The following is an 18,474-nucleotide window of genomic DNA, read 5'->3' as shown; positions in this document are numbered from 1 at the left end:
ACTGCTTGGGGTGTACCGCTGGACCCTGACAGCGGTGAACCTTCGCGTCATGCCGAGAGCTTGTGCGTCACGCACGAGAAAAGCGAGACCGCGCGGGAGCGCACGGAGGGTCCGTGGTGTGGCGACCGTGCGAGCGGGGACCCTCTCCACTCGCGACAGTGGACTCGTACCTCTGGCTCGGTCGAACGGAAGGTTCGGGCCCTCGTGTGGGTGCCCGCCCCGCTGGCTCACGTTAGCGGACGCGCGTGCGCGGGGCGGAATGCGAAATCAGGCGCTGGTGGGAAGTGAACGGCGGGCCCGACGCTCCACGTCGGCCTTGAGCTGACCGCAGCCCGCGTCGATGTCGATGCCTCGGCGCTGACGCACCGTGCTGGGCACCGCGTACGACGTGAGCACGTCCTGGAACGCGCGCACGGATTCGGGCCGGCTGGGGCCGCCGTCGTAACCCACCGTGGGGTTGAGCGGGATGACGTTGACGTGCGCGTCCATGCCGCGCAGCAACTGGCCCAGCGTGTGCGCGTGCTCGGCCGTGTCGTTGCGGCCCGCGATGAGCGTCCACTCGAAGAAGATGCGACGCCCGCGCTTCTCGCTGTAGTAGCGGCACGCGTCCATCAGCTCGTCCAGGGGCCAGCGGCGCCCGACGGGCACCAGGGCCGCGCGCTCCGCGTCCGTGGCGCCGTGGAGGCTGACGGCCAGGTGGATGGGGCGCTCCTCGTCCGCGAGCCGCCGGATGCCGGGCACCACGCCCACGGTGCTGAGCGTGATGAAGCGCGGACCCATGGCGAGCCCCATCGCGTCCACGAGCACGTCGATGGCGGCCATCGTGTGCTCGTAGTTGTGCAGCGGCTCGCCCATGCCCATGAGCACCACGTTGCGCAGCGACTCGTTCGCGTCCCGGAGGACGCGGTTGACGTGCAGCACCTGCCCCACGATTTCGCCGGGCGTCAGGTGGCGCGACAGGCCCATCTGCCCGGTGGCGCAGAAGACGCAGCCCATGGCGCAGCCGGCCTGCGTGCTGATGCACACGGTGGCGCGGCCCTTGAACCGCATCAGGACGGTCTCAATCGTCTGGCCGTCGTCGAGCCGCAGCAGCAACTTGTGGGTAAAGCCGTCGCTGCTGAAGGACTCGTGGTGCACGCCCAGGTGGCTCAGGCGCGCGCGTTCACGCAGCGCTCGCACCAGCTCCGGCTTCAAGCCCTCCAGTTCGTCGAAGGAGGTCGCGTGCCGGCGGTACAGGGCGGTCCAGAGCTGGTCCCGGTGGTAGGCGCTGAAGCCCCAGCCGGCGAGCAGGGCTCCCAGTGCGGGCCGCGTCAGGTCGTACAGGTTGGCGAGCGTGTCGGACGGCATGACCAGGATGCGAGATAACACACCCGGCCCGAACGCACCTGGGCCCCAGACCCCCGTGGACATTGACCCTGCCCTGGAGGGTAGTCCCCGGGGTGCGCCTGGCGGCCGGGCAGGCGGGCTCCCTGGCGCCGGGGCGGAAGCAGGCGGCCATGCCTACCTTGGCCCCTCATGGGGATGGCCATCCATCAGGAGGAATTTCTTCCAGAGGACCACGCGCGCTTCTCCCAACGGCTCGTGGAGAGCCTGGAGGCGCTGCGCGCGTTGCTGGCGCGGCCAGGCTTCGGAGCGGGTCGCCCCACCGTGGGCGCCGAGCTGGAGCTGTACCTGGTGGACGCGCTGGGTTTCCCGCTGCCGGTGAACCGCCAGGTGCTCGCGCGGACCGAGGACCCTCGCGTGACGCTGGAGCTGGACGCCTTCAACATGGAGGTGAACCTGCGGCCGGGGCCCCTGGCGGGCAGGCCCTTCACCGCGCTGCGGAAGGAAATCGAGAGCGCGTTGGCGGCGGTGCGAAAGGGGGCCGCGACGCAAGGGGCGCGCGTGGCCGTCATCGGTATCCTCCCCACGTTGCGCGAGGCGGACCTGGGCAGCGGCGCGCTCACGGCGGAGCCTCGCTACCGGGCCATGTCGAACGCGATTCGACAGCGGCGGGCCGCTCCGTTCCAGGTGGCCATTCGCGGTGATGAGGAGGCGCTGAACCTCACCTGGAACGACGTCACGCTGGAAGGCGCGAACACGTCGCTCCAGTACCACCTGCGCGTGGCACCCGAAGACTTCGCGCGGCTGTACAACGCCGCGCAGCTCGCCACGGCGCCGGCGTTGGCGGTGGCGGGCAACTCGCCGTTCTTCCTGGGCCGGAAGCTGTGGGACGAGACGCGGGTGGCCCTGTTCCGGCAAGCGGTGGATGACCGGGGCGAGCCCGGAGAGGGCGGCTTCCAGCCGCATGCGCGGGTGTCGTTCGGCCATGGTTGGGTGCGCGAGGGCGCCTACGAACTCTTCGCGGAGTCCGTGGCGCTGCATCCGCCGCTGCTGCCGGTGACGGGGGACGAGTCACCGCGAGAGCGCGTGGCCGCGGGCGAGGTGCCGGGGTTGGATGAGCTGCGTCTGCACCAGGGCACGGTGTGGACGTGGAACCGCGCCATCTACGATCCGAAGGACGGTGGGCACCTCCGCATCGAATTCCGCGCGCTGCCCGCGGGGCCCACGGCGATGGACATGGCGGCCAACGGCGCGTTCCTGCTGGGCCTGACGTTGGCCCTCGCGGAGCGCGTGGACGCCTTGCTCCCCGCGCTGCCCTTCCTCCACGTCTACGGCAACTTCATCCGCGCGGCGCGCCAGGGGTTGGACGCGGAGATGCTGTGGCCGGCCGACTCCGCGCCGAGCCCTCGGCCCGTTCCGGTGACGATGCTGGTGCCACGGCTGCTGTCCGAGGCCCGCCGCGGCCTGCTGGGCGCGGGCGTGGACGCGGAGGAGGCGGACACCTTGCTGGGCATCATCGAGCAGCGTGTCGCGCTGCGGCGGACGGGCGCGCTGTGGCAGCGGCAGGTGCTGGCCCGGTTGGAGGCGCAGATGCCCCGGCAGGATGCCCTCGCCGGAATGCTGGAGCGCTATCTCCAGCACGCGGAGTCGGGCGCGCCGGTGCACACGTGGCCGGTGGACTGAGGGGCTCCAGCGCGGGCCGGCCAGAAAAGCGCGGGGCGCATGAATATCCGGACGTCCGGTGCGTCGCGGGGGAAACGGCCTGCCTCCAGGTGACCATGCGACGCCTCCTCCTTGTCTCCGTGTTGGCCCTGTGTGCGTGTTCCACCATCCGTGGCAGGGCGGATTCCCTGGCGCAGGAGGGGCGCTACGTGGAGGCCGCGACCCTCTACGAGGACCTCGTCCGTCAGAGTCCGCATGAGCCGGAGTTGCTCCAGATGCGCGAGCGCTTGCGTTCACAGGCGTTGCTGCAAGGGCTGGAGGCTGCGCGGGCGGCGCGTCACGAGGGGCGGGATGACGACGCGGAGGTGGGATTGCTGAACGTCCTCGACCACCGGGCCGCGTGGGGGACGAAGCTCAGTGGTGGCATGGAGCACTTGTTGCGCGATGCGCTGGAGAGCACTCGCCGCCATCTGGAGCTGCGGGTCGGTGTTCCCGCCCGGGAGGGACATGCGCTCACCGCGGAGCAGGCGCTACGGCGCAGACAGGGGCTGCTGGCGCATCCGGAGTTGGCGAATCTCGCCATCGACATGGAGGCGCGGGTGCAGGCAAGCGGAAGGGCGTCCTGCCAGCGGCTCAAGGACATGCGCTCCGACGACAGTCCTCACTGGCGCGAGCTGGTCTTCCGCTACTGCGACCACTGGGGAGAGTCCGCCCCCCGGCCCGCCGACGTGCCCGGAGTCTTCGGGGCCATCGCGTGGGAAGGCTCCGTGGACGGGCTCAATGTCGTGCAGCAGGCGCAGCTCGAAAGCCGGCTCATCCAGGTCTTCGAGTCCTCGCCCTGGTACGCGTCGGGGGCCATGTCGCGACCCGTGTTCACCCTGGGAGGTCGCTTCGTCACCGAGCAGGAGTGCCGCGACGTCGAGCGGACCGCATCCTGGACGGAGACGGTCCCCTATACGGAGGAGGAGACGCGCACGGAGGTCGTCAATGAGGTCCAGGTCGGTTGGGAGGACTCCACCGACGTGAATGGCGTCACCCGGTCGGAGCTGGTGACGAAGAACGTCCCGACGACGCGAACCTACACGGTCTCCGTCACCCATCATCGCCAGGTCCCCCGCACCTTCGAGTACCAGGCGCTGCGGTTGTCGCAGGCGCACCGCGTCGCGGTGTTGTCGTCATCGGTGTTGGATTCGCGTCGCGCGCCCTTCCTCGTGACGATGCAGGACCATCTCTTCGAGTCCGGCTACGAGCATGACGTCACGTTCCATGAAGCGAACGTGTCGCCGGAGCGCCCGAGCTTCACCTCCGCCGAGGCCTGGCTGGACACGAAGGTCGCGGCGCTGGAGACGACCTTCTCCGAGCGGCTCGTCGCGTACTGGCTCGAGTCCTACTGTTCCTCGCCTTCACTCACCTTGGATGAGGCCGCGAGGTGCGTGCGCGCGGGCGACGCGACCCCCGTGCAAGCCGTCCGGGTCCTCGCGGACATCTTTGGCGCGGATGCGACCCACGTTCCCGCGCTCTTCGCCTGGCCATGACGCGGTGTGTGGCTCGGGGCCGGCCACTCGTCGGGTAGCATTTATGACGGTCCAGATTGTTATGGTGCTCTGACCTGGAATACCCGTGAGCGCGGACTGTAAAACCAGTCAACCCCGCGCTGGTAGGTGGCTTCCACCCAGAGGACCGTATGCATCCGACCGACGTCCGCTGCCGTAGTCCCCGTAGAAACCTTGCGATGTGGATGGCTTCTTCGCTCGCGCTCGCCGCGTGCGGAGGCCTGGATGCGGAGACGCTCGAGGACACCGAGTCCCCGTCCGTGACGTCCCAGGCCGTGGTGTCTCCGTCCACCGAGGACGCGGACCGGCGCATCATCGTCTATCAAACGACCTCGCTTCAGCTCATGCGCGTGGACAACAAGGGCACCTCGCACCTGGTTGCGCAGCGCACCGGCGAGCCCGAGGTGTCCCCGGACGAAAAGCGCGTCGTGTACGCGAAGCTGCCGGACTCGCACCTCGCGGGCGACGCGGTGCGGAGCTCGGACCTCTATGTGCTCAACGTGAACTCGGGCAAGTCGGACCGGGTGACGCAGGGCTTCGATGACAGCTCGCCCATCTGGTCTCCGGATGGGCGCGTCGTGCTGTTCCAGTCCTCGCGGCGTTCGGGTGTGCCCGCGCTGTGGCGCGTGAAGGAGAACGGCAAGGACCTGGTGCAGGTGACGAACAAGGGCGCGGCGTCGCAGTTGAGCTCGGCGTACATCCCCAACCCGGCACAGGGCGGCACGCTGGAGTGGGACGCTGACCGCCGCATCATCGTCTACACGACGACCAGTCTGCGGGCGGGTGAGGACGGCGAGGTGCGCGTCATCGCCTTCGACCGGAACTACGACGTGGCGTCCGCCTCCAGCCTGGGCAAGGGCTTCGCGCCGGAGTGGACCGAGCGTGGCACCGTTGTCTACTCGCGCAACGAAGGTGGCCGGGTCGTCACCATCGAAGCGCGCGTGAACTGAGCAGGCCGCGAGCGCGCCCGTGCCGTGGAAATGGCGCACGGGCGCGTGAGCGGAAGCGCACAGCGCTGGTGGACCGCGCGCAGGTCACACAGATAGCGCGTGCGTAGTGGGCGAGATCCGCGCGCTCGTGAGGACGACGCCCCTCGTGCGAATGTGCCGGAGCGTGAGTCCGGCGCGCGCTCACCATTCGTCAGCGCCTGGGCGCCTCACCCCTCGTCTTCAGTCCCTCGCCGCAGTCCCAGCATGCGCCGCAGCTCGCGCGCGGACTGGCGGCTCACCTCCACGCCATGGCCTCGAAGGGTGCGCGCCAGATAGCCCCCCGTGTCCAGCGGCTCCAGCCGCGCGACGTGCGTGAGGTTGAGCAGCGCGCGGCGATGGACGCGGTGGAAGTGCTCCGAGGGCAGCTTCTCCACCAACTCGTTGAGCGTGAAGTCGGTGAGGAAGTCGCCCTGCGTGGTGAACACCGTCACCAGCTCGTCCTCCAACGCCGCGTGGGAGATGCTCTCCGTGTCCACCAGGACGATGCCCTGTCGCGTGGGAATGGGCAGGCGCCCCAGGCTCCGGGGCACGGCGGCGGCGGGCGCCTTCGTCGCGCTGTTCACCTGCTGCATGGCGGTGCCGCGTGAGCGCACACGCTCCAGCGCTTTCTGCAGTCGCGCGGGCTCCACGGGCTTGAGCACATAATCCACCGCGCCATGCTCGAAGGCCTGCACGGCATGCTCGGCGTGCGCGGTGCAGAGGATGACGCGAGGCCCGTCCTCCGGCATCAGGGCCAGCGCATCCAGTCCGCTGAGTCCGGGCATGTGGATGTCCAGCAGCACCACGTCCACGCCGCCCGCGCGCACCGCGGCGAGCACGGCGTCGGCGTCCGCGGCTTCACCACACACCTCCGTGTCCGGAATCGCGGTCAACAGCCGCGACAGGCGTTTGCGCGCGAGCAGTTCATCGTCGGCGATGAGCACGCGCAAAGAGGAACTCATGTGAGGACTCCAGGTTGAGGGCCGGCCCGGGGCAGGGTGACCGCGACACGGGTGCGAGCGTCATCACTTTCAATCACGAGCCGCGCCGCGCCGCCGTAGGCCAGGGCGAGCCGGCGCTCCACGGTGGGCAGGCCCGCGCTTCCCTCCCGGGGACCTTGGGAGCGGCCCGGATTCTCGATGGCGACCTCCAGGCCATCACCGTGGGACACGACGTCCAAGGTGAGGGGGCCGCGATGCCCGGCGGCGGGGCCGTGTTTCACGGCGTTCTCCGCCAGTGGCAGCAACACCAGCGGCGGAACGGGGACCTGTCCCACGCCCGGCGCGACGTTCATCGAAAGCTGGAAGAGCTCGGGGTCTCGCAGCAGGTGCAGGTCGAAGAGGGTGCGGACAAGCTCCAGCTCCTGCTCCAGGGGCCACGTGGCGCTGCGCACGCCCGCGAGCACCGAGCGGAGCATCGTCGACAGGCGCAGCACCGCGGCCTCCGCCACGGCGCCGTCCTCGCGGCACCACTCCGCGATGGCGTTGAGCGTGTTGAAGAGGAAGTGCGGGTCCAGGTGGCTGCGCAGCGCCAGGAGCTGCGCTTGCTCCGCCTCCAGCGCGAAGCGCGCGGCGCGGGCGCGCTCCCGGGTGAGGCTCTCCTCGAAGCCGATGTCTCGGCCCAGGCCCCAGCCGCCCACCAGGAAGAGCGCGCCGCAGACGGCGAGGTTGGTGGGCTGGGTGAGGAAGGTGGGGCCCAGTTGCAGGAGCTTGGGCACCACGAAGCCGGAGGTGAGCACCACGCCGCTGCCCACGGTGGCGTAGAGGAGGAAGCGAATGCCGCCGTGGCTGAAGTCCAGTCCTTCGGGAAAGAGGACGCGGTAGGAGACCGGCGCCACCGCGACGAAGAGCAGGCACATCAGGATGCCCAGCGCGAACGCGGAGGGCGGCTCACTGAAGCGCACCTGCGCGGCGATCAACGCGACGGAGACGACGAGGATGGGCAAGAGCCGCCGGGGCTCCACGAGGGCCCGCAGGGTGGCGCGGACGATGGAGCCCTCGGAGATTTCGAGCATGCGCTCGAGGAAGCCTACACCGCCGGGGGCATCACCGCGCGGGGCGCTCCTCCAGCTCCGTCTCGAAGGCGTCGAGCAGCATGCTGCCGGCGAGGACGACGGGGAAGAGGAGGATGGCGGCGACGACGAGGACGGGGGAGGGGAGGGCGAACATGGCGGGGGGCTCCTGACTCCAAGCAGCATGCACTGCCAGTCTGACGTGGCTTTCCGGTTTTCGCTGACGCCTCCGGCCCGAGCGGTCGCTCCCCGACAACGAGTGGTCGCCGCGGCTATTTCCGAACGCTTTCCTCGTCCGTGAGGGCATCCGCGAGCCGCGCTGCGTTGCGAATGCAGTCGTTGAGGCCAATGCCCTTGTACGCGTTTCCCGCGAGGTGCAGCCCGGGCCAGCGTTGAAGCGCCGCGTCGATGCCGGCCATCCGTTCCAGGTGCCCCACGTTGTACTGGGGGATGCCGCGCTGCCAGCGGTAGACCTGCGTGAAGGTGGGCTGCGCCGTCACGCCCGCCAGGGCGCGCAGCTCCTCGAGCGCCAGGGCCGCGAGCGCCGCTTCGTCCTGCCGCACCAGCTCCGGCTGCCGCGCGCCGCCCACCATGCACGTGTAGAGCACGCGCCCGCCCTCGACGCGGAAGGGGAAGGTGGTGGACGCATGGATGGCGCCCAGCAGCCGCCGCTTTTCGCCCGAGGGCACCAGGAAGCCGAAGCCGTCTGGCGCGGGCAGCGTCCCCGCGTCGAAGCCCAGGTGCACCACGGCGATGGGCGCATAGTCGATGCGCGCCACCTGCGCCGCGAGCGCGTCATCCAAGGGCCGGAGCAGCTCCGCCGCGACATGCGCGGGCACCGCCAGCACCACCTGGGATGCGCTCAGCTCCGCGCGCTGGCCGCGCTCCTCGACCATCAACTTCCACCCGCCGTCCACGCGCGTCAGGCATTCCACCTGAGCGCCCACGTGCGCCGCGTCCCCCAGCGACGTGGCCAGCGCGTCGATGAGCACCTGGAGTCCACCGTCGAACGTGCTCAACGCGCCGCTCAGCTTCGGCGTGCCGCCCGCGGAGAGGGCCCGGCGTTGGACCTGCTGCGCGCGGATGGCGCCCAGGATGAGGCTGCGGTGCTTGCGCTCCAGGTCCACCAGCATGGGGAACGTGGCGGCGACGCTGAGCTGCTCCACGTCGCCCGCGTAGATGCCCGTCTGCACCGCGTCGAGCAGCACCTGCGTGGCGGTGCGTCCAAGGTGACGGCGGCCGAACTCGGCCAGTGATTCATCGATGCCCGTGGGGGCGCGGCCGGAGAACAGTTCACCCGCGACACGCAGCCGCGCGCCCAGCGGAAGAATGTCCGATGCGAGAAACGCGGGCGGCGAGGACGGCACCGACCGGAGTCGCCCACGCGTGTAGACATAGCGACGCTTCGCCAACGGGTCCGCCACCCGGATTCGACCTTCCAGGTTCAATGCCGCCGCGAGTTCCCGCGTGGCCGGCTCGCGGTCCAGGAAGCTGTTGGGGCCCTGCTCCACCAGGTAGCCGTCACGCGCATGCGTGCCCACCGCGCCTCCAAGACGGCCGGAGGTCTCCAGAAGCACGGCATCCGTACCGCGCGAACGCAAACGATGCGCGACGGCCAACCCCGAAATCCCACCTCCCACGACGGCGACATTCATTCCGTGTGTCCTCGGCATGTGGTGCATCCGGTTACCAGCGTGCACTCCCCAGTCGTCAACAGGCGTGTTTTGCCAGCGCGAGGCATTCAGCGCGTTAATGCCATGCATGCGCTACGTCATCACCGGAGCGAGCAGGGGGATTGGTTTCGAATTCGTCCAGCAGCTCCTGCTGCGGGGCGATACCGTCGAAGCCGGAGTCAGGTCGTCGGAGGGTGCCCGGCGGCTGGAGTCCTTGAAACACACCGCGGGCAACCGCTTGCGCATCCATGAACTGGACGTGGGCGACGACGCCAGCGTGCGCGCGTTCGCCACCAACGTGTGTCTCAGTCCCGTGGACGTGCTCATCAACAACGCCGGCGTCTCTGGCTTGTGGTGCGCGCTGAACGACGTGGACTTCGCGGACATGGCCCGTACCTTCTCCGTCAACGCGCTGGGCCCGCTGCGGGTCACCAACGCCATCCTGCCGGCCTTGCGGCAAGGTGCCTTGCGTCGGGTGGCGCACGTCACGTCGCGGATGGGCTCGCTCGCCGCGAACACGGATGGCGGCGCCTACGCGTACCGCGTGTCGAAGGCCGCGCTGAACATGGCGGTGCGCACCATGTCCATGGACCTGCGCGCCGAAGGGGTCGTCACCGTGCTGCTTCACCCGGGTTGGGTGCGGACGGACATGGGCGGGCCGGACGCGACGCTGCCCGCGACCGACTCCGTGCGCGGCATGTTGCGCGTCATCGACGGGCTCAACCCGGAGCACAGTGGCCGCTTCTTCGACTACCAGGGCGCCGAGGTGCCCTGGTAGCCGTGTGACACGTCACGGGTAGAGCATCTCCGTGCGCCAGCCGCCGCCTTCACGCAGGTACACGTGCCTGTCGTGGAGCCGGCTCTCCTGGGCGTGCCAGAACTCGATGCGGTCCGGCACCACGCGGAAGCCGGACCAGTGCGGCGGGCGAGGCACGGGCTGCCCCGCGTACTTCTGCTCCACCTCCGCCACGCGGGCCTCCAACTGCTCGCGAGTCGCCAGCGGCTGGCTCTGCAGGCTGGCCCACGCGCCCACCTGGCTGCCCCGCGCGCGACTGTGGAAGTACGCGTCCGCCTCCGCGTCCGTCACGCGCTCCACGCGGCCCTCCACGCGCACCTGTTCGTTCAGGGGCTGCCAGTAGAAGCACAGCGCCGCGTGCGGATGCGCCCGGGCCTCGCGGCCCTTTCGGCTCTCGTGGTTCGTGTAGAACACGAAGCCGCGAGCATCGAAGTCCTTGAGCAGGACGACGCGCGCGCTGGGGCGCCCGTCGTCCCCCACGGTGGCCACCACCATGGCGTTGGGGTCCACGGCAATGGCCTGCTTCGCCCGCTCGAAGAGCTCCGCGAAGCGCTGGATGGGGTCTGGAGGAATCATCACGCGGTGCAACATAAGGGGGCGGAGGCAGCGGTGCACCTTCGCGGTTGACTCGTCTGGCGCACACGTCAATGTGCGCACATGAAAGTCCTCTTCATCTCCTCGGAGGTGGCCCCGTTCTCGAAGACGGGGGGCCTGGGGGACGTGGCCGGCGCACTGCCCGCCGCGCTCGCCTCGCTGGGCCATGACGTCAAGGTCGTCACCCCGCGTTACCGTGACGTGAGGGGCGCCGAGCGGCTGGTGCCCACCGGGCAGTCCCTGCTGCTGCGCTTCCCCTTCGGTGAGCTGTCGGGTCCCATCCTCTCCGCCCGCCTGGCCGAGCGGCTGGAGGTGCTCTTCCTGGAGAACGAGTCCCTCTTCGGCAACCGCCACGGCCTCTATGGCGATGCGTCGGGGCCCTTCGCCGACAACCACCGGCGCTTCGCCTATCTGTGCGTGGGCGCGCTCCAGGCGGCGCAGCGGCTGGGCTTCATCCCGGACATCGTCCACGCCAACGACTGGCAGGCGGGGCTGGTGCCCGTGGCGCTGCGGCGCGGCTTCCAGGCGGGGCCGCTGGCGAACGCGAAGAGCGTCTTCACCATCCACAACCTCGCCTACCAGGGGCAGTTCTCCAAGGACGTGATGGGGGACTTGGGGCTGCCCTGGGACTTGTTCACCGCCCACGGCGGGCTCGAGTTCCACGACACCGTGAACTTCCTGAAGGCGGGGCTCGTCTTCTCCGACGCGCTCACCACCGTGTCCCCCACCTACGCCCGGGAAATCCAGACGCCGGAGCAGGGGTACGGGCTGGATGGCCTGTTGCGTCACCGCGCGCACCGGCTCCACGGCATCCTCAACGGCATCGACACGCAGGAGTGGAACCCGGAGGCGGACCCCTTCCTCCCGGTCCGCTACAGCGCGTCGGACATGGCCGGCAAGGCCGTGTGCAAGCGGGAGCTGCTGGGCCGCTTCGGGCTGGAGGACACGCGGGCGCCCGTGTTCGGCTTCGTCACCCGGCTGGCGTGGCAGAAGGGCGTGGACCTGCTCCTGGAGGCGCTGCCGGCCGCGCTGCACGCGGACCTTCGCGTGGTGGGCGTGGGCAGCGGCGAGGGCCCCTTGGAGGACGGGCTGCGGGCGTTGCAGGCCCGTTACCCGAAGCAGGTCTCCGTGCACCTGGGCTTCGACCCCGCGCTGTCCCATCTGGTGGAGGCGGGCGCGGACTTCTTCCTCATGCCCAGCCGCTACGAGCCGTGCGGCCTGAACCAGATGTATTCGCTGCGTTACGGGACGGTGCCCATCGTCCGCGCCACCGGCGGCCTGGTGGACACGGTGGAGGGCGGGCTGGACGGCAACGGCATCCTCTTCGAGGCCTTCCACAAGGCCGCGCTGCTGGCCGCCTTCCGCCGGGCCCTGGCCCTCTACGCGGACCCGCCGCGGCTGGCCGAGTTCCGGCGCCGGGGCATGGCCAAGGACTTCTCCTGGAACGCGTCCGGCCGCCGGTACCAGGCCCTCTTCAACGACGTCGTCGCTGAATAGTGGGTGCGGACGGAAATTCGCAGTAGAGTTGTGCCGTGGCGGATGCTCCGGACCTGGGTGGTTACGAGGTGGTCGGCCGGTTGGCGGTGGGCGGCATGGCGGAGGTGTACCAGGCGAGAGCCCGGGTCACCACGCAGCGCTCACCCGGTGAACCGGACGAAATTGTCATCAAGCGGCTGCACCCGTCGTTTCGGAGCGATACCGCTTACGTCAAATCCTTCGTCGACGAGGCGAAGCTGACGGTCCGCCTGCGCCATCCGAACATCGTCCGCACCTACCGGCTGTTCAAGGCGGGGCCGGACTATCTGATGGTGCAGGAGCTCGTGAGTGGCCGGACGCTCGGCTACATGCAGGAGCTGCTGATGAAGGCCGGCGCGGCGATGCCGCCCGAGTCCGCCTGCTACATCGCGTGGTGCCTGCTCAAGGCGCTGGACTACATCCACCGGGCGAAGGTGGGGGACAACGGCGCCACCATCGTCCACCGGGACGTGAACCCGGCCAACCTGCTGCTGGGCATCAACGGCGACGTGAAGCTCACCGACTTCGGCGTGGCGGAGGTGGAGGGGCTGATGCGCGGCGACTCCGGCGCGCTGCGCGGCACGCTGCCGTACATGAGCCCGGAGCAGGTGCTGGGCCTGGCGGTGGACGCGCGCACGGACCTGTACGCGGTGGGCATCGTCCTCTGGGAGCTGTGGGCCGGCCGCCGCCTCTTCGCGGGCGAACACGAAGCGGAGTTGATGCACAAGGTGCGCGACGCGCGGGTGCCGCTGTTGTCCTCGGTGTCGCCGGAGCTGCCGGACTACGCGGTGCAGGTGGCGCGCAAGGCGCTCTTCGCGGACCGGGCGCGGCGCTTCCAGACGGCGGGGGAGTTCATCAAGGCGCTGGAGTCCCTGGCGCGGCGCGCGGGTTGGCCCCTGACGGTGGAGGCGCTCCAGCCGCTGCTGGGCGGCTGAAGATGCATTCGCGCCGGGCCGTCGTCGTCGGTGGACTGCTGGCCAGCGCGTGGGTGTCCGGGTGCCTGGGCTCGGTGCCCTTCCGGCCGCGCGCGTATGACGAAGCGGTGCGCGTGGTGGGCTTCCAGGTGGACTTCCAGCCGGACGGCACCGGCGTGCTGGACTTGGACCTGGAGGTGAGGAACCCCGCGTCGGACGCGGCGACGCTCGCCGCCGTGGACTTCACGCTGCGGGTGGACGGGCGCCGCGTGGCCGTGGGCACGCAGCAGGTGGCCGCGCCCCTGGCCGAGGACGGCAGCGCGCCCCTTCGCGTCCTCTTCCCGCTGGCCAGCGGACGCGCCACGGGCGGGCTGGAGCCGGTGCGCCGGCGCGTGCAGGTGGAGGGCGGCGTGGTGCTGCGCTTTGGCGGCACCGAGCGGCGGGCGCCCTTCCAGGCCGAGCGCGTGCTGCCGCTGGCCTGGGCGCCGCCGCTGGAAGGGGACTGAGCCCTCAGCCCTTCGCGGAGGGCTGCTCCTCGCGGCCATGCTCGCGGGCCAGGCCGTCGCGCGCCTCGGTGGGCTTGCCGTCCTTGGTGGTGATGCCCGACTTCACGCGCGTCATCCGCACGCGGTCGATGCGGGGGCCTTCCTTGGAGGCCACCACGAACTGCCAGCCGTTGTAGGCGAAGCGCTCGCCCACGTCCGGCAGGTGGCCGGCCATGGAGGAGAGGAAGCCGCCCAGCGTGTCGAAGTCGCCTTCGGGCAGGGGGAAGCCGAACGTCTGGGTGAAGCCGTCCACCTCCAGCGAGGCGTCCACCAGGAAGCTGCCGTCGGCGAGCTTCTCCACCTGCTTCTCCTCCACCTCGAACTCGTCGCCGATGTCGCCGACGATTTCGCGGAGGATGTCCTCCAGCGTCACCACGCCCATGAAGCCGCCGTACTCGTCGACGACGATGGCCATGTGAATCTTCTGCTTCTGCATGTCCCGGAGCAGGTCGCCAATGGGCTTCATCCACGGCACGAAGTGCGCCGGGCGGATGATGTCGTGCAGGACGATGAGCTCCGGGTGCTGGAGCAGGGGGATGATGTCGCGCGCGTGCAACACGCCGATGATGTGGTCCACGTCATCCCGGTACACGGGGATGCGGGAGTGGTTCTCCTCGGCCAGCAGGCGCAGCAGCTCTTCCGGCGTGACGGTGATGTCCACCGTGACGACTTCCGTGCGCGGCACCATGACGTCGCGGCAGCGCTTGTCGGACAGCTCGAAGATGGAGCGGATGAGCTGCGGGGCGCTCTTGTCGACCTCGTTCTTCGCGGCCTGCGCCGCCAGCAGCTTCTCCAGCTCCTCCAGCGGCGGAGGCGGCGGCTCGAAGCGCAGCGTGCGGCCGAAGGTGCGCGCCACCAGGTTGAGCACCACCATGGCCACGCGCATGGGCGGGTACATCACCGCCACCAGCAGCGACACCAGGCCCGACAGCCGCAGTGCCCAGCGCTCCGGACTGCCGTTGGCCAGCCCGCGCATGGTGACGTCCATCAGCGTGGCCACCACGCCCACCAGCAGCGCGCCCGCGGTGACGGTGGCGAGCTGCAGCCAGACCGCCTCGCCGTAGCGGCTGAAGTCCAGCATGCGCGGCGGAACGAACGCGCCAATGGCCGCGGCGCAGAAGCCGCTGAGCACCATGCCCAGGCGGAGGGCCGTGGCCACGGCTTCACGGTCTGTCTTGTGGCGAAACACCCGGCGACTCGCGCGGCTGGGCTGCGCGTTCGCCAGTTCCTGTGCGCGCAGGTCGGACACGCCGTAGAGCGCGGACTCCGCCGCGGCGACGAGTGCCCTGACGAAACACAGCGCCAGGCAGGCGACCCAGAGGGTCCAGGTAGGCATAGAGCCCTGTTCTTATCCCGTGCTAAGGGTCCACACCACTGCGCTGGAGCCCTGATGTCCGCTCGCATGTACGCCGTTGGAGCACTCCTGGCCTGCCTCGTCCCGGCGCTCGCGCGCGCGTGGCCGGTGGACCTGGTCGTCCCGTTGGAGCCCGGGAAGGAGCGCTTCCACAAGCTCGACACCGTGGATTGGGTCCAGGTGGCGGACGCCTCCATCGCCGAGGCGGAGCTGCTGGCTGGGAGCAATGAGCTGTTGCTCACGGGACAGAAGGAAGGGCGGACGCTGCTCCTCTTGTACGCGAGGGGGCGCTTCGCCGTGTGGCGCCTCACCGTGGGCTCGCCGCCGCCAGAGGACCCCGCACCGAAGCTGGCCGCGGCCCGCGCGGCGTGTCCGGACTTGAAGGCGACGAGCGGCGCGGAGCGCTCCCTGAGTGCTTCCGTGAAGGACTCCGCGTGCAGGCTCGCGCTGCTGGAGCTGCTGAAGACGGACGCCTTCGTGGCGCGGGAGCTGGAGCTGACCTTCGAGCTGAACGTCCTCCAGGAGCAGCTCGTGTCGATTGGCGAGGGGCTCCAACCGCTGGGGCTGGAGGCGCGGTACAGCGGCGCGGGCGTGGTGGTGTCGGGCTCGGCGAGCACGGAGGGGCACCGCAAGGCGCTGTGGGAGTTGTTCCACCGCTCCGTGGGCCGCGTGCCGTTGGATGACCAGATTCAGGAGGTGAAGCCGCCCGAGCCTCCCGATGCGGGCGCGCCGGACGCGGCCACGCCCGCGGTGGCGGCCGAGCGCGAGATTCCGGTGGAGGTGCTGCCTCCGCCGAAGAAGTCACGCAAGCGCTGAGCCGATGCGCCTTGGCGTGTCGCGGCCTTGCGGTATGACAGGAGGCTCCCTGACTTCGTCGCGGCGCGTGTGCCGGCCGCGGCGGCTTTTCGAGGAGGAGCCTGATGCAGTTGGCCGTCCGGTGGACCCCGCGGATGTGGGGATGGGCCCTGGCGCTGTGGATGCCGCTGACGGCGTCCGCGCAGTTCGATGACCTGGACAGCTTTCCGTCCGCCGAGCCCGAGCGAGGCTGCCCGAAGCGCCCGGACGTGGTGCCCTTCACGGCGCGAAACCTGGTGGGCCTGCCGGGCTCCGGCTGGCTGGCGCATCAGGCCGTCATTCCAGAGTCGAAGGACCGCTTCTTCCCGGAGGCCGAACGCGACCGCTCCGGCGTGAAGCTCGTGCCGGAGGAGGACCTCCGCAAGCTGGGCGCGCCCGACCGGAACGTGCCGCTGTGGGTGTTTGGCAAAGCGGACGCGGCGCCGTGCCGCGCGGTGCCCGTGACGTGGTGGGCGGTGCGCATGGGCACGGACGCCGACCGCAAGACGTACCTCATGGCGGAGCTGCAGGTGGAGTGTGACGTGCTGCCGCCGGGCCGGCTGTCGGGCACGCCGGTGGCGCTGCGCCAGAAGGATGCGCCCACCGGTTGCAAGCTGCGCCGCACGGATGACAGCTCCACCAGCGACGACGGCCGCGGGCTTCCGCTGGAGCTGTCGGACGTGCTGCCCGAGCGCGCGTGCGAGGCGCCGGAGTGCACGCGCAAGTGGGAGATTTTCAGCAGCCGCTGGGATGACGGCAGCGCCGTGTTCGACATCGCCGTGTCGTGGATGAAGCGGGGCGGGAAGAAGGACCCCTGCGAGTGGGAGACGGAGGACGCCTCCACGTTGCTGCTGCGGTCCGTGGGCGCGCTGGCGCCGGTGCCCGTGAAAGGCGGCGGCGCGTACTTCGGCGCGCTCTACGACAGCTCCGGGCCGCGCACCGTGCTCAGCCGCACCCTGGGCACGCTCAACGTCCATGACGCCGCGAAGCCCAAGCTGGCGCCGAAGACGGTGCGCTACAGCAGCCCCACGGAAGAGGAGCGGGTGAACGCGAAGCGCACGCTGTCGCCGTGCAAGAAGTAGGGTGCCGTCCGCGCGGAGCACGGCCCTCCTGGGCGCCGTGCTCCGGCGGTGTCGGGGCGAATCAGAGCTCCTGGGCCTGCTCCACCTTCCGCTGCTCCGCGCGGACCACGAGCGCCTTCGTGAGGTAGGGCTCCAGCCGCTCGCTCCAGTAATGGATGGAGAGACGGTTCTGCCCTGGCTCCTGCGCTCCCTTGAGCATGACGCCGGTCTCGGTGTCCTCCCACGTGGACGCCAGGGCGTAGTCATAGGCCGCGGTGGCGGCGTCCACGCGCGCGTTGGCCTCCCGCTGCCGGCCGAAGCTGTCCACCGCCGGGGTGCTGGGCCGCTGGCCGCTGCGCGCCGCGTGGTAGTTGTCCGAGGCGACCGCGAGGTTGTTGACCATCTCGGCCATCGCGAGGCGGTTCGCGGCGTCGATGGCGGTATCGCTCCGGGAGGCCGGCTTGCCGTACTTCAGGGTCAGCAGCTCCTCCATCTGATGGAACTGGTCGCGAACGGCGCCGGGCGAATGGAAGTGGAGCTCGACCTTGGCGAGCTGCCCCTCGACGAAGAGGTACTGAATGAACGCGGGACGGTCCGCGATGACGCCGAAGACGCCCATGTCTCCCCACGTGTTGTGCTGGACGGCGTCTGGCACCACGGCCAGGACCTCCTCCTTCGTCATGCCCCAGCGCGTGTCCTGGTACCCCGTCTGGCTGCGGTAGTCCCGGCGGGCGCCCAGCTCGCGCTCTTCATCCACCAGTCGGATGGTGTCCCGGCGCTCGACGAGCGCCTGGTGCTTCGCGGACGTCCCGCAAGCGGTGGTGACAAGGCAGAGGGGCAGCAGAAAGGTAGGGCTCCAACGCATGGGGCGACTCCTTGGGAATGCGGCGTGGCAGACGACGGCTCGCCGCTCCCGATATTCAAAGGGGCGCGTGGATTCCCGAAAGCGCTGGATGCTCAAATCGGCGCGGGGGCGACTTCCGTCCACTTTCCGCGCCGCGTGGGCTCCTTCAGCGCCTTGTCGAGCGCGGCCAGGAAGCGCCTGCGGGGCCAGTTCACCGCGCCGAAGCGGGCCAGGTGCTCCGTCTCCACCTGACAGTCGATGAAGTGGAAGCCCCAACCCTGGAAGCGCTCCGCCGCCGTGGCGAAGGCGACCTTCGAGGCGTCCGGCGCGTGCGCGAACATGCTCTCACCGAAGAAGGCCGCGCCTAGGGACACGCCATACAGGCCGCCCTTGAGCTCGCCGTCCGCCCACGCCTCCACGGAGTGCGCGAAACCGGCGTCGTGCAGCGCGACGTAGGCCTCCAGCATCTCCTCCGTAATCCAGGTGCCCGCCTGGCCGGGCCGGGGCATGCGGCCGCACTCGGTGATGACGCGCCGGAAGGCCGTGTCGTAACGCACCTCGTAGACGCCGCGGGCCATCGTCTTGCGCAGCGAGCGGCCCGTGTGGAGCGTGTCGGGCGTCAGCACGAAGCGCGGGTCCGGCGAGTGCCAGAGGATGGGCTCGCCCTCGCTGTACCAGGGGAAGATGCCCTGGGCGTACGCCGACAGCAGGCGCTCCGGTCGCAGGTCTCCTCCCACGGCGACCACGCCGCTCTTGTCGGCGCGCTCTGGAGGGGGAAAGAGCTCCGGGTGCTCGTCACTCAACAGATAGATGGGCACAGGCGCGCC

General features: G+C 70.1%; 18 protein-coding genes. 9 read left to right on the top strand and 9 right to left on the bottom strand.

Going from position 1 to position 18,474, the window contains the following annotated elements; genetic code table 11:
• Positions 1–267: 267 nt before the first annotated feature.
• Positions 268–1,347, bottom strand: a complete 1,080-nt coding sequence (gene rlmN, locus A176_RS27725; protein WP_044889342.1) for a dual-specificity RNA methyltransferase RlmN — start codon at positions 1,345–1,347, stop codon at positions 268–270.
• A 168-nt stretch (positions 1,348–1,515) separates the two neighbouring features.
• Between rlmN and A176_RS27720 the strand changes: the two genes are divergently transcribed.
• From A176_RS27720 to A176_RS27710, 3 genes are all read left to right on the top strand, one after another.
• Entirely contained in the window at positions 1,516–3,006 is a 1,491-nt protein-coding gene (locus tag A176_RS27720) for a glutamate-cysteine ligase family protein (RefSeq protein WP_044889343.1), read from the top strand.
• Between the two features lie 95 nt (positions 3,007–3,101).
• Positions 3,102–4,520 (top strand): hypothetical protein, encoded by a 1,419-nt coding sequence (locus A176_RS27715; protein WP_021781012.1) that lies wholly within the window; start codon positions 3,102–3,104, stop codon positions 4,518–4,520.
• A gap of 203 nt (positions 4,521–4,723) precedes the next feature.
• Entirely contained in the window at positions 4,724–5,488 is a 765-nt protein-coding gene (locus A176_RS27710; protein ID WP_226994006.1) for a TolB family protein, read from the top strand.
• 206 nt (positions 5,489–5,694) lie between these two features.
• On the opposite strand, the gene A176_RS27705 is transcribed toward A176_RS27710, so the two are convergent.
• From A176_RS27705 to hemG, 4 genes are all read right to left on the bottom strand, one after another.
• Positions 5,695–6,468 carry a LytR/AlgR family response regulator transcription factor gene (locus tag A176_RS27705; protein WP_002635341.1) on the bottom strand — a complete coding sequence of 258 codons (774 nt, stop codon included), beginning with the start codon at positions 6,466–6,468 and terminating at the stop codon, positions 5,695–5,697.
• Positions 6,465–7,520, bottom strand: a complete 1,056-nt coding sequence (locus A176_RS27700) for a sensor histidine kinase (protein ID WP_002635342.1) — start codon at positions 7,518–7,520, stop codon at positions 6,465–6,467. The genes A176_RS27705 and A176_RS27700 overlap by 4 nt, the downstream gene beginning before the upstream one ends.
• Positions 7,521–7,551: 31 nt before the next feature.
• Positions 7,552–7,674 carry a hypothetical protein gene (locus A176_RS40820; protein WP_002635343.1) on the bottom strand — a complete coding sequence of 41 codons (123 nt, stop codon included), beginning with the start codon at positions 7,672–7,674 and terminating at the stop codon, positions 7,552–7,554.
• Positions 7,675–7,789: 115 nt separating this feature from the next.
• On the bottom strand, positions 7,790–9,199 hold the full coding sequence (gene hemG, locus A176_RS27695) for a protoporphyrinogen oxidase (RefSeq protein WP_044889345.1): 1,410 nt from the start codon (positions 9,197–9,199) through the stop codon (positions 7,790–7,792).
• A 79-nt stretch (positions 9,200–9,278) separates the two neighbouring features.
• On the opposite strand from hemG, the gene A176_RS27690 reads away from it, so the two are divergent.
• A complete protein-coding gene (locus A176_RS27690; protein WP_002635345.1) occupies positions 9,279–9,968 on the top strand; it encodes an SDR family oxidoreductase in 690 nt (229 codons plus the stop codon).
• Between the two features lie 12 nt (positions 9,969–9,980).
• Here the strand turns inward: A176_RS27690 and pdxH are convergent, their stop codons facing one another.
• Entirely contained in the window at positions 9,981–10,643 is a 663-nt protein-coding gene (pdxH, locus tag A176_RS27685; RefSeq protein WP_044889346.1) for a pyridoxamine 5'-phosphate oxidase, read from the bottom strand.
• On the opposite strand from pdxH, the gene glgA reads away from it, so the two are divergent.
• Genes glgA through A176_RS27670 form a run of 3 tightly spaced genes read left to right on the top strand, consistent with a single transcriptional unit; the run spans position 10,644 to position 13,515 of the window.
• Positions 10,644–12,077 (top strand): glycogen synthase GlgA, encoded by a 1,434-nt coding sequence (glgA, locus tag A176_RS27680; protein ID WP_002635347.1) that lies wholly within the window; start codon positions 10,644–10,646, stop codon positions 12,075–12,077.
• Positions 12,078–12,112: 35 nt separating this feature from the next.
• Complete coding sequence (locus A176_RS27675; RefSeq protein WP_002635348.1) at positions 12,113–13,030, top strand: serine/threonine protein kinase; 918 nt, start codon at positions 12,113–12,115, stop codon at positions 13,028–13,030.
• A 2-nt stretch (positions 13,031–13,032) separates the two neighbouring features.
• Entirely contained in the window at positions 13,033–13,515 is a 483-nt protein-coding gene (locus A176_RS27670; RefSeq protein WP_002635349.1) for a hypothetical protein, read from the top strand.
• Between the two features lie 4 nt (positions 13,516–13,519).
• Here A176_RS27670 and A176_RS27665 read toward each other — a convergent pair whose 3' ends face one another.
• On the bottom strand, positions 13,520–14,890 hold the full coding sequence (locus A176_RS27665; protein WP_002635350.1) for a hemolysin family protein: 1,371 nt from the start codon (positions 14,888–14,890) through the stop codon (positions 13,520–13,522).
• A gap of 54 nt (positions 14,891–14,944) precedes the next feature.
• Here A176_RS27665 and A176_RS27660 point away from each other — a divergent pair, with 54 nt between their 5' ends.
• Positions 14,945–15,724: a pilus assembly protein N-terminal domain-containing protein gene (locus tag A176_RS27660; RefSeq protein WP_002635351.1), complete on the top strand. Its 780-nt coding sequence runs from the start codon at positions 14,945–14,947 to the stop codon at positions 15,722–15,724.
• A gap of 104 nt (positions 15,725–15,828) precedes the next feature.
• A complete protein-coding gene (locus tag A176_RS27655; RefSeq protein ID WP_002635352.1) occupies positions 15,829–16,824 on the top strand; it encodes a hypothetical protein in 996 nt (331 codons plus the stop codon).
• A gap of 61 nt (positions 16,825–16,885) precedes the next feature.
• Here the strand turns inward: A176_RS27655 and A176_RS27650 are convergent, their stop codons facing one another.
• Both A176_RS27650 and aat read right to left on the bottom strand, forming a co-directional pair.
• On the bottom strand, positions 16,886–17,668 hold the full coding sequence (locus tag A176_RS27650; RefSeq protein ID WP_002635353.1) for a hypothetical protein: 783 nt from the start codon (positions 17,666–17,668) through the stop codon (positions 16,886–16,888).
• A 92-nt stretch (positions 17,669–17,760) separates the two neighbouring features.
• Entirely contained in the window at positions 17,761–18,465 is a 705-nt protein-coding gene (gene aat / locus A176_RS27645) for a leucyl/phenylalanyl-tRNA--protein transferase (protein WP_002635354.1), read from the bottom strand.
• Between the last annotated feature and the right edge of the window lie 9 nt (positions 18,466–18,474).

The sequence above is a fragment of the Myxococcus hansupus genome, from assembly GCF_000280925.3.
In the GTDB taxonomy this organism is placed as follows: Bacteria; Myxococcota; Myxococcia; order Myxococcales; family Myxococcaceae; genus Myxococcus; species Myxococcus hansupus.
This window is presented reverse-complemented; position numbering and strand designations above follow the sequence as displayed.

Coding starts and splice junctions, on each gene's coding strand:
- A176_RS27715 (WP_021781012.1), top strand. CDS start 3,102: ATGCGACGCCTCCTCCTTGTCTCCGTGTTGGCCCTGTGTGCGTGTTCC.
- A176_RS27720 (WP_044889343.1), top strand. CDS start 1,516: ATGGGGATGGCCATCCATCAGGAGGAATTTCTTCCAGAGGACCACGCG.
- A176_RS27690 (WP_002635345.1), top strand. CDS start 9,279: ATGCGCTACGTCATCACCGGAGCGAGCAGGGGGATTGGTTTCGAATTC.
- A176_RS27705 (WP_002635341.1), bottom strand. CDS start 6,468: ATGAGTTCCTCTTTGCGCGTGCTCATCGCCGACGATGAACTGCTCGCG.
- A176_RS27655 (WP_002635352.1), top strand. CDS start 15,829: ATGCAGTTGGCCGTCCGGTGGACCCCGCGGATGTGGGGATGGGCCCTG.
- A176_RS27660 (WP_002635351.1), top strand. CDS start 14,945: ATGTCCGCTCGCATGTACGCCGTTGGAGCACTCCTGGCCTGCCTCGTC.
- A176_RS27710 (WP_226994006.1), top strand. CDS start 4,724: ATGGCTTCTTCGCTCGCGCTCGCCGCGTGCGGAGGCCTGGATGCGGAG.
- A176_RS40820 (WP_002635343.1), bottom strand. CDS start 7,674: ATGTTCGCCCTCCCCTCCCCCGTCCTCGTCGTCGCCGCCATCCTCCTC.
- A176_RS27700 (WP_002635342.1), bottom strand. CDS start 7,520: ATGCTCGAAATCTCCGAGGGCTCCATCGTCCGCGCCACCCTGCGGGCC.
- A176_RS27665 (WP_002635350.1), bottom strand. CDS start 14,890: ATGCCTACCTGGACCCTCTGGGTCGCCTGCCTGGCGCTGTGTTTCGTC.
- A176_RS27650 (WP_002635353.1), bottom strand. CDS start 17,668: ATGCGTTGGAGCCCTACCTTTCTGCTGCCCCTCTGCCTTGTCACCACC.
- hemG (WP_044889345.1), bottom strand. CDS start 9,199: ATGCACCACATGCCGAGGACACACGGAATGAATGTCGCCGTCGTGGGA.
- rlmN (WP_044889342.1), bottom strand. CDS start 1,347: ATGCCGTCCGACACGCTCGCCAACCTGTACGACCTGACGCGGCCCGCA.
- glgA (WP_002635347.1), top strand. CDS start 10,644: ATGAAAGTCCTCTTCATCTCCTCGGAGGTGGCCCCGTTCTCGAAGACG.
- A176_RS27670 (WP_002635349.1), top strand. CDS start 13,033: ATGCATTCGCGCCGGGCCGTCGTCGTCGGTGGACTGCTGGCCAGCGCG.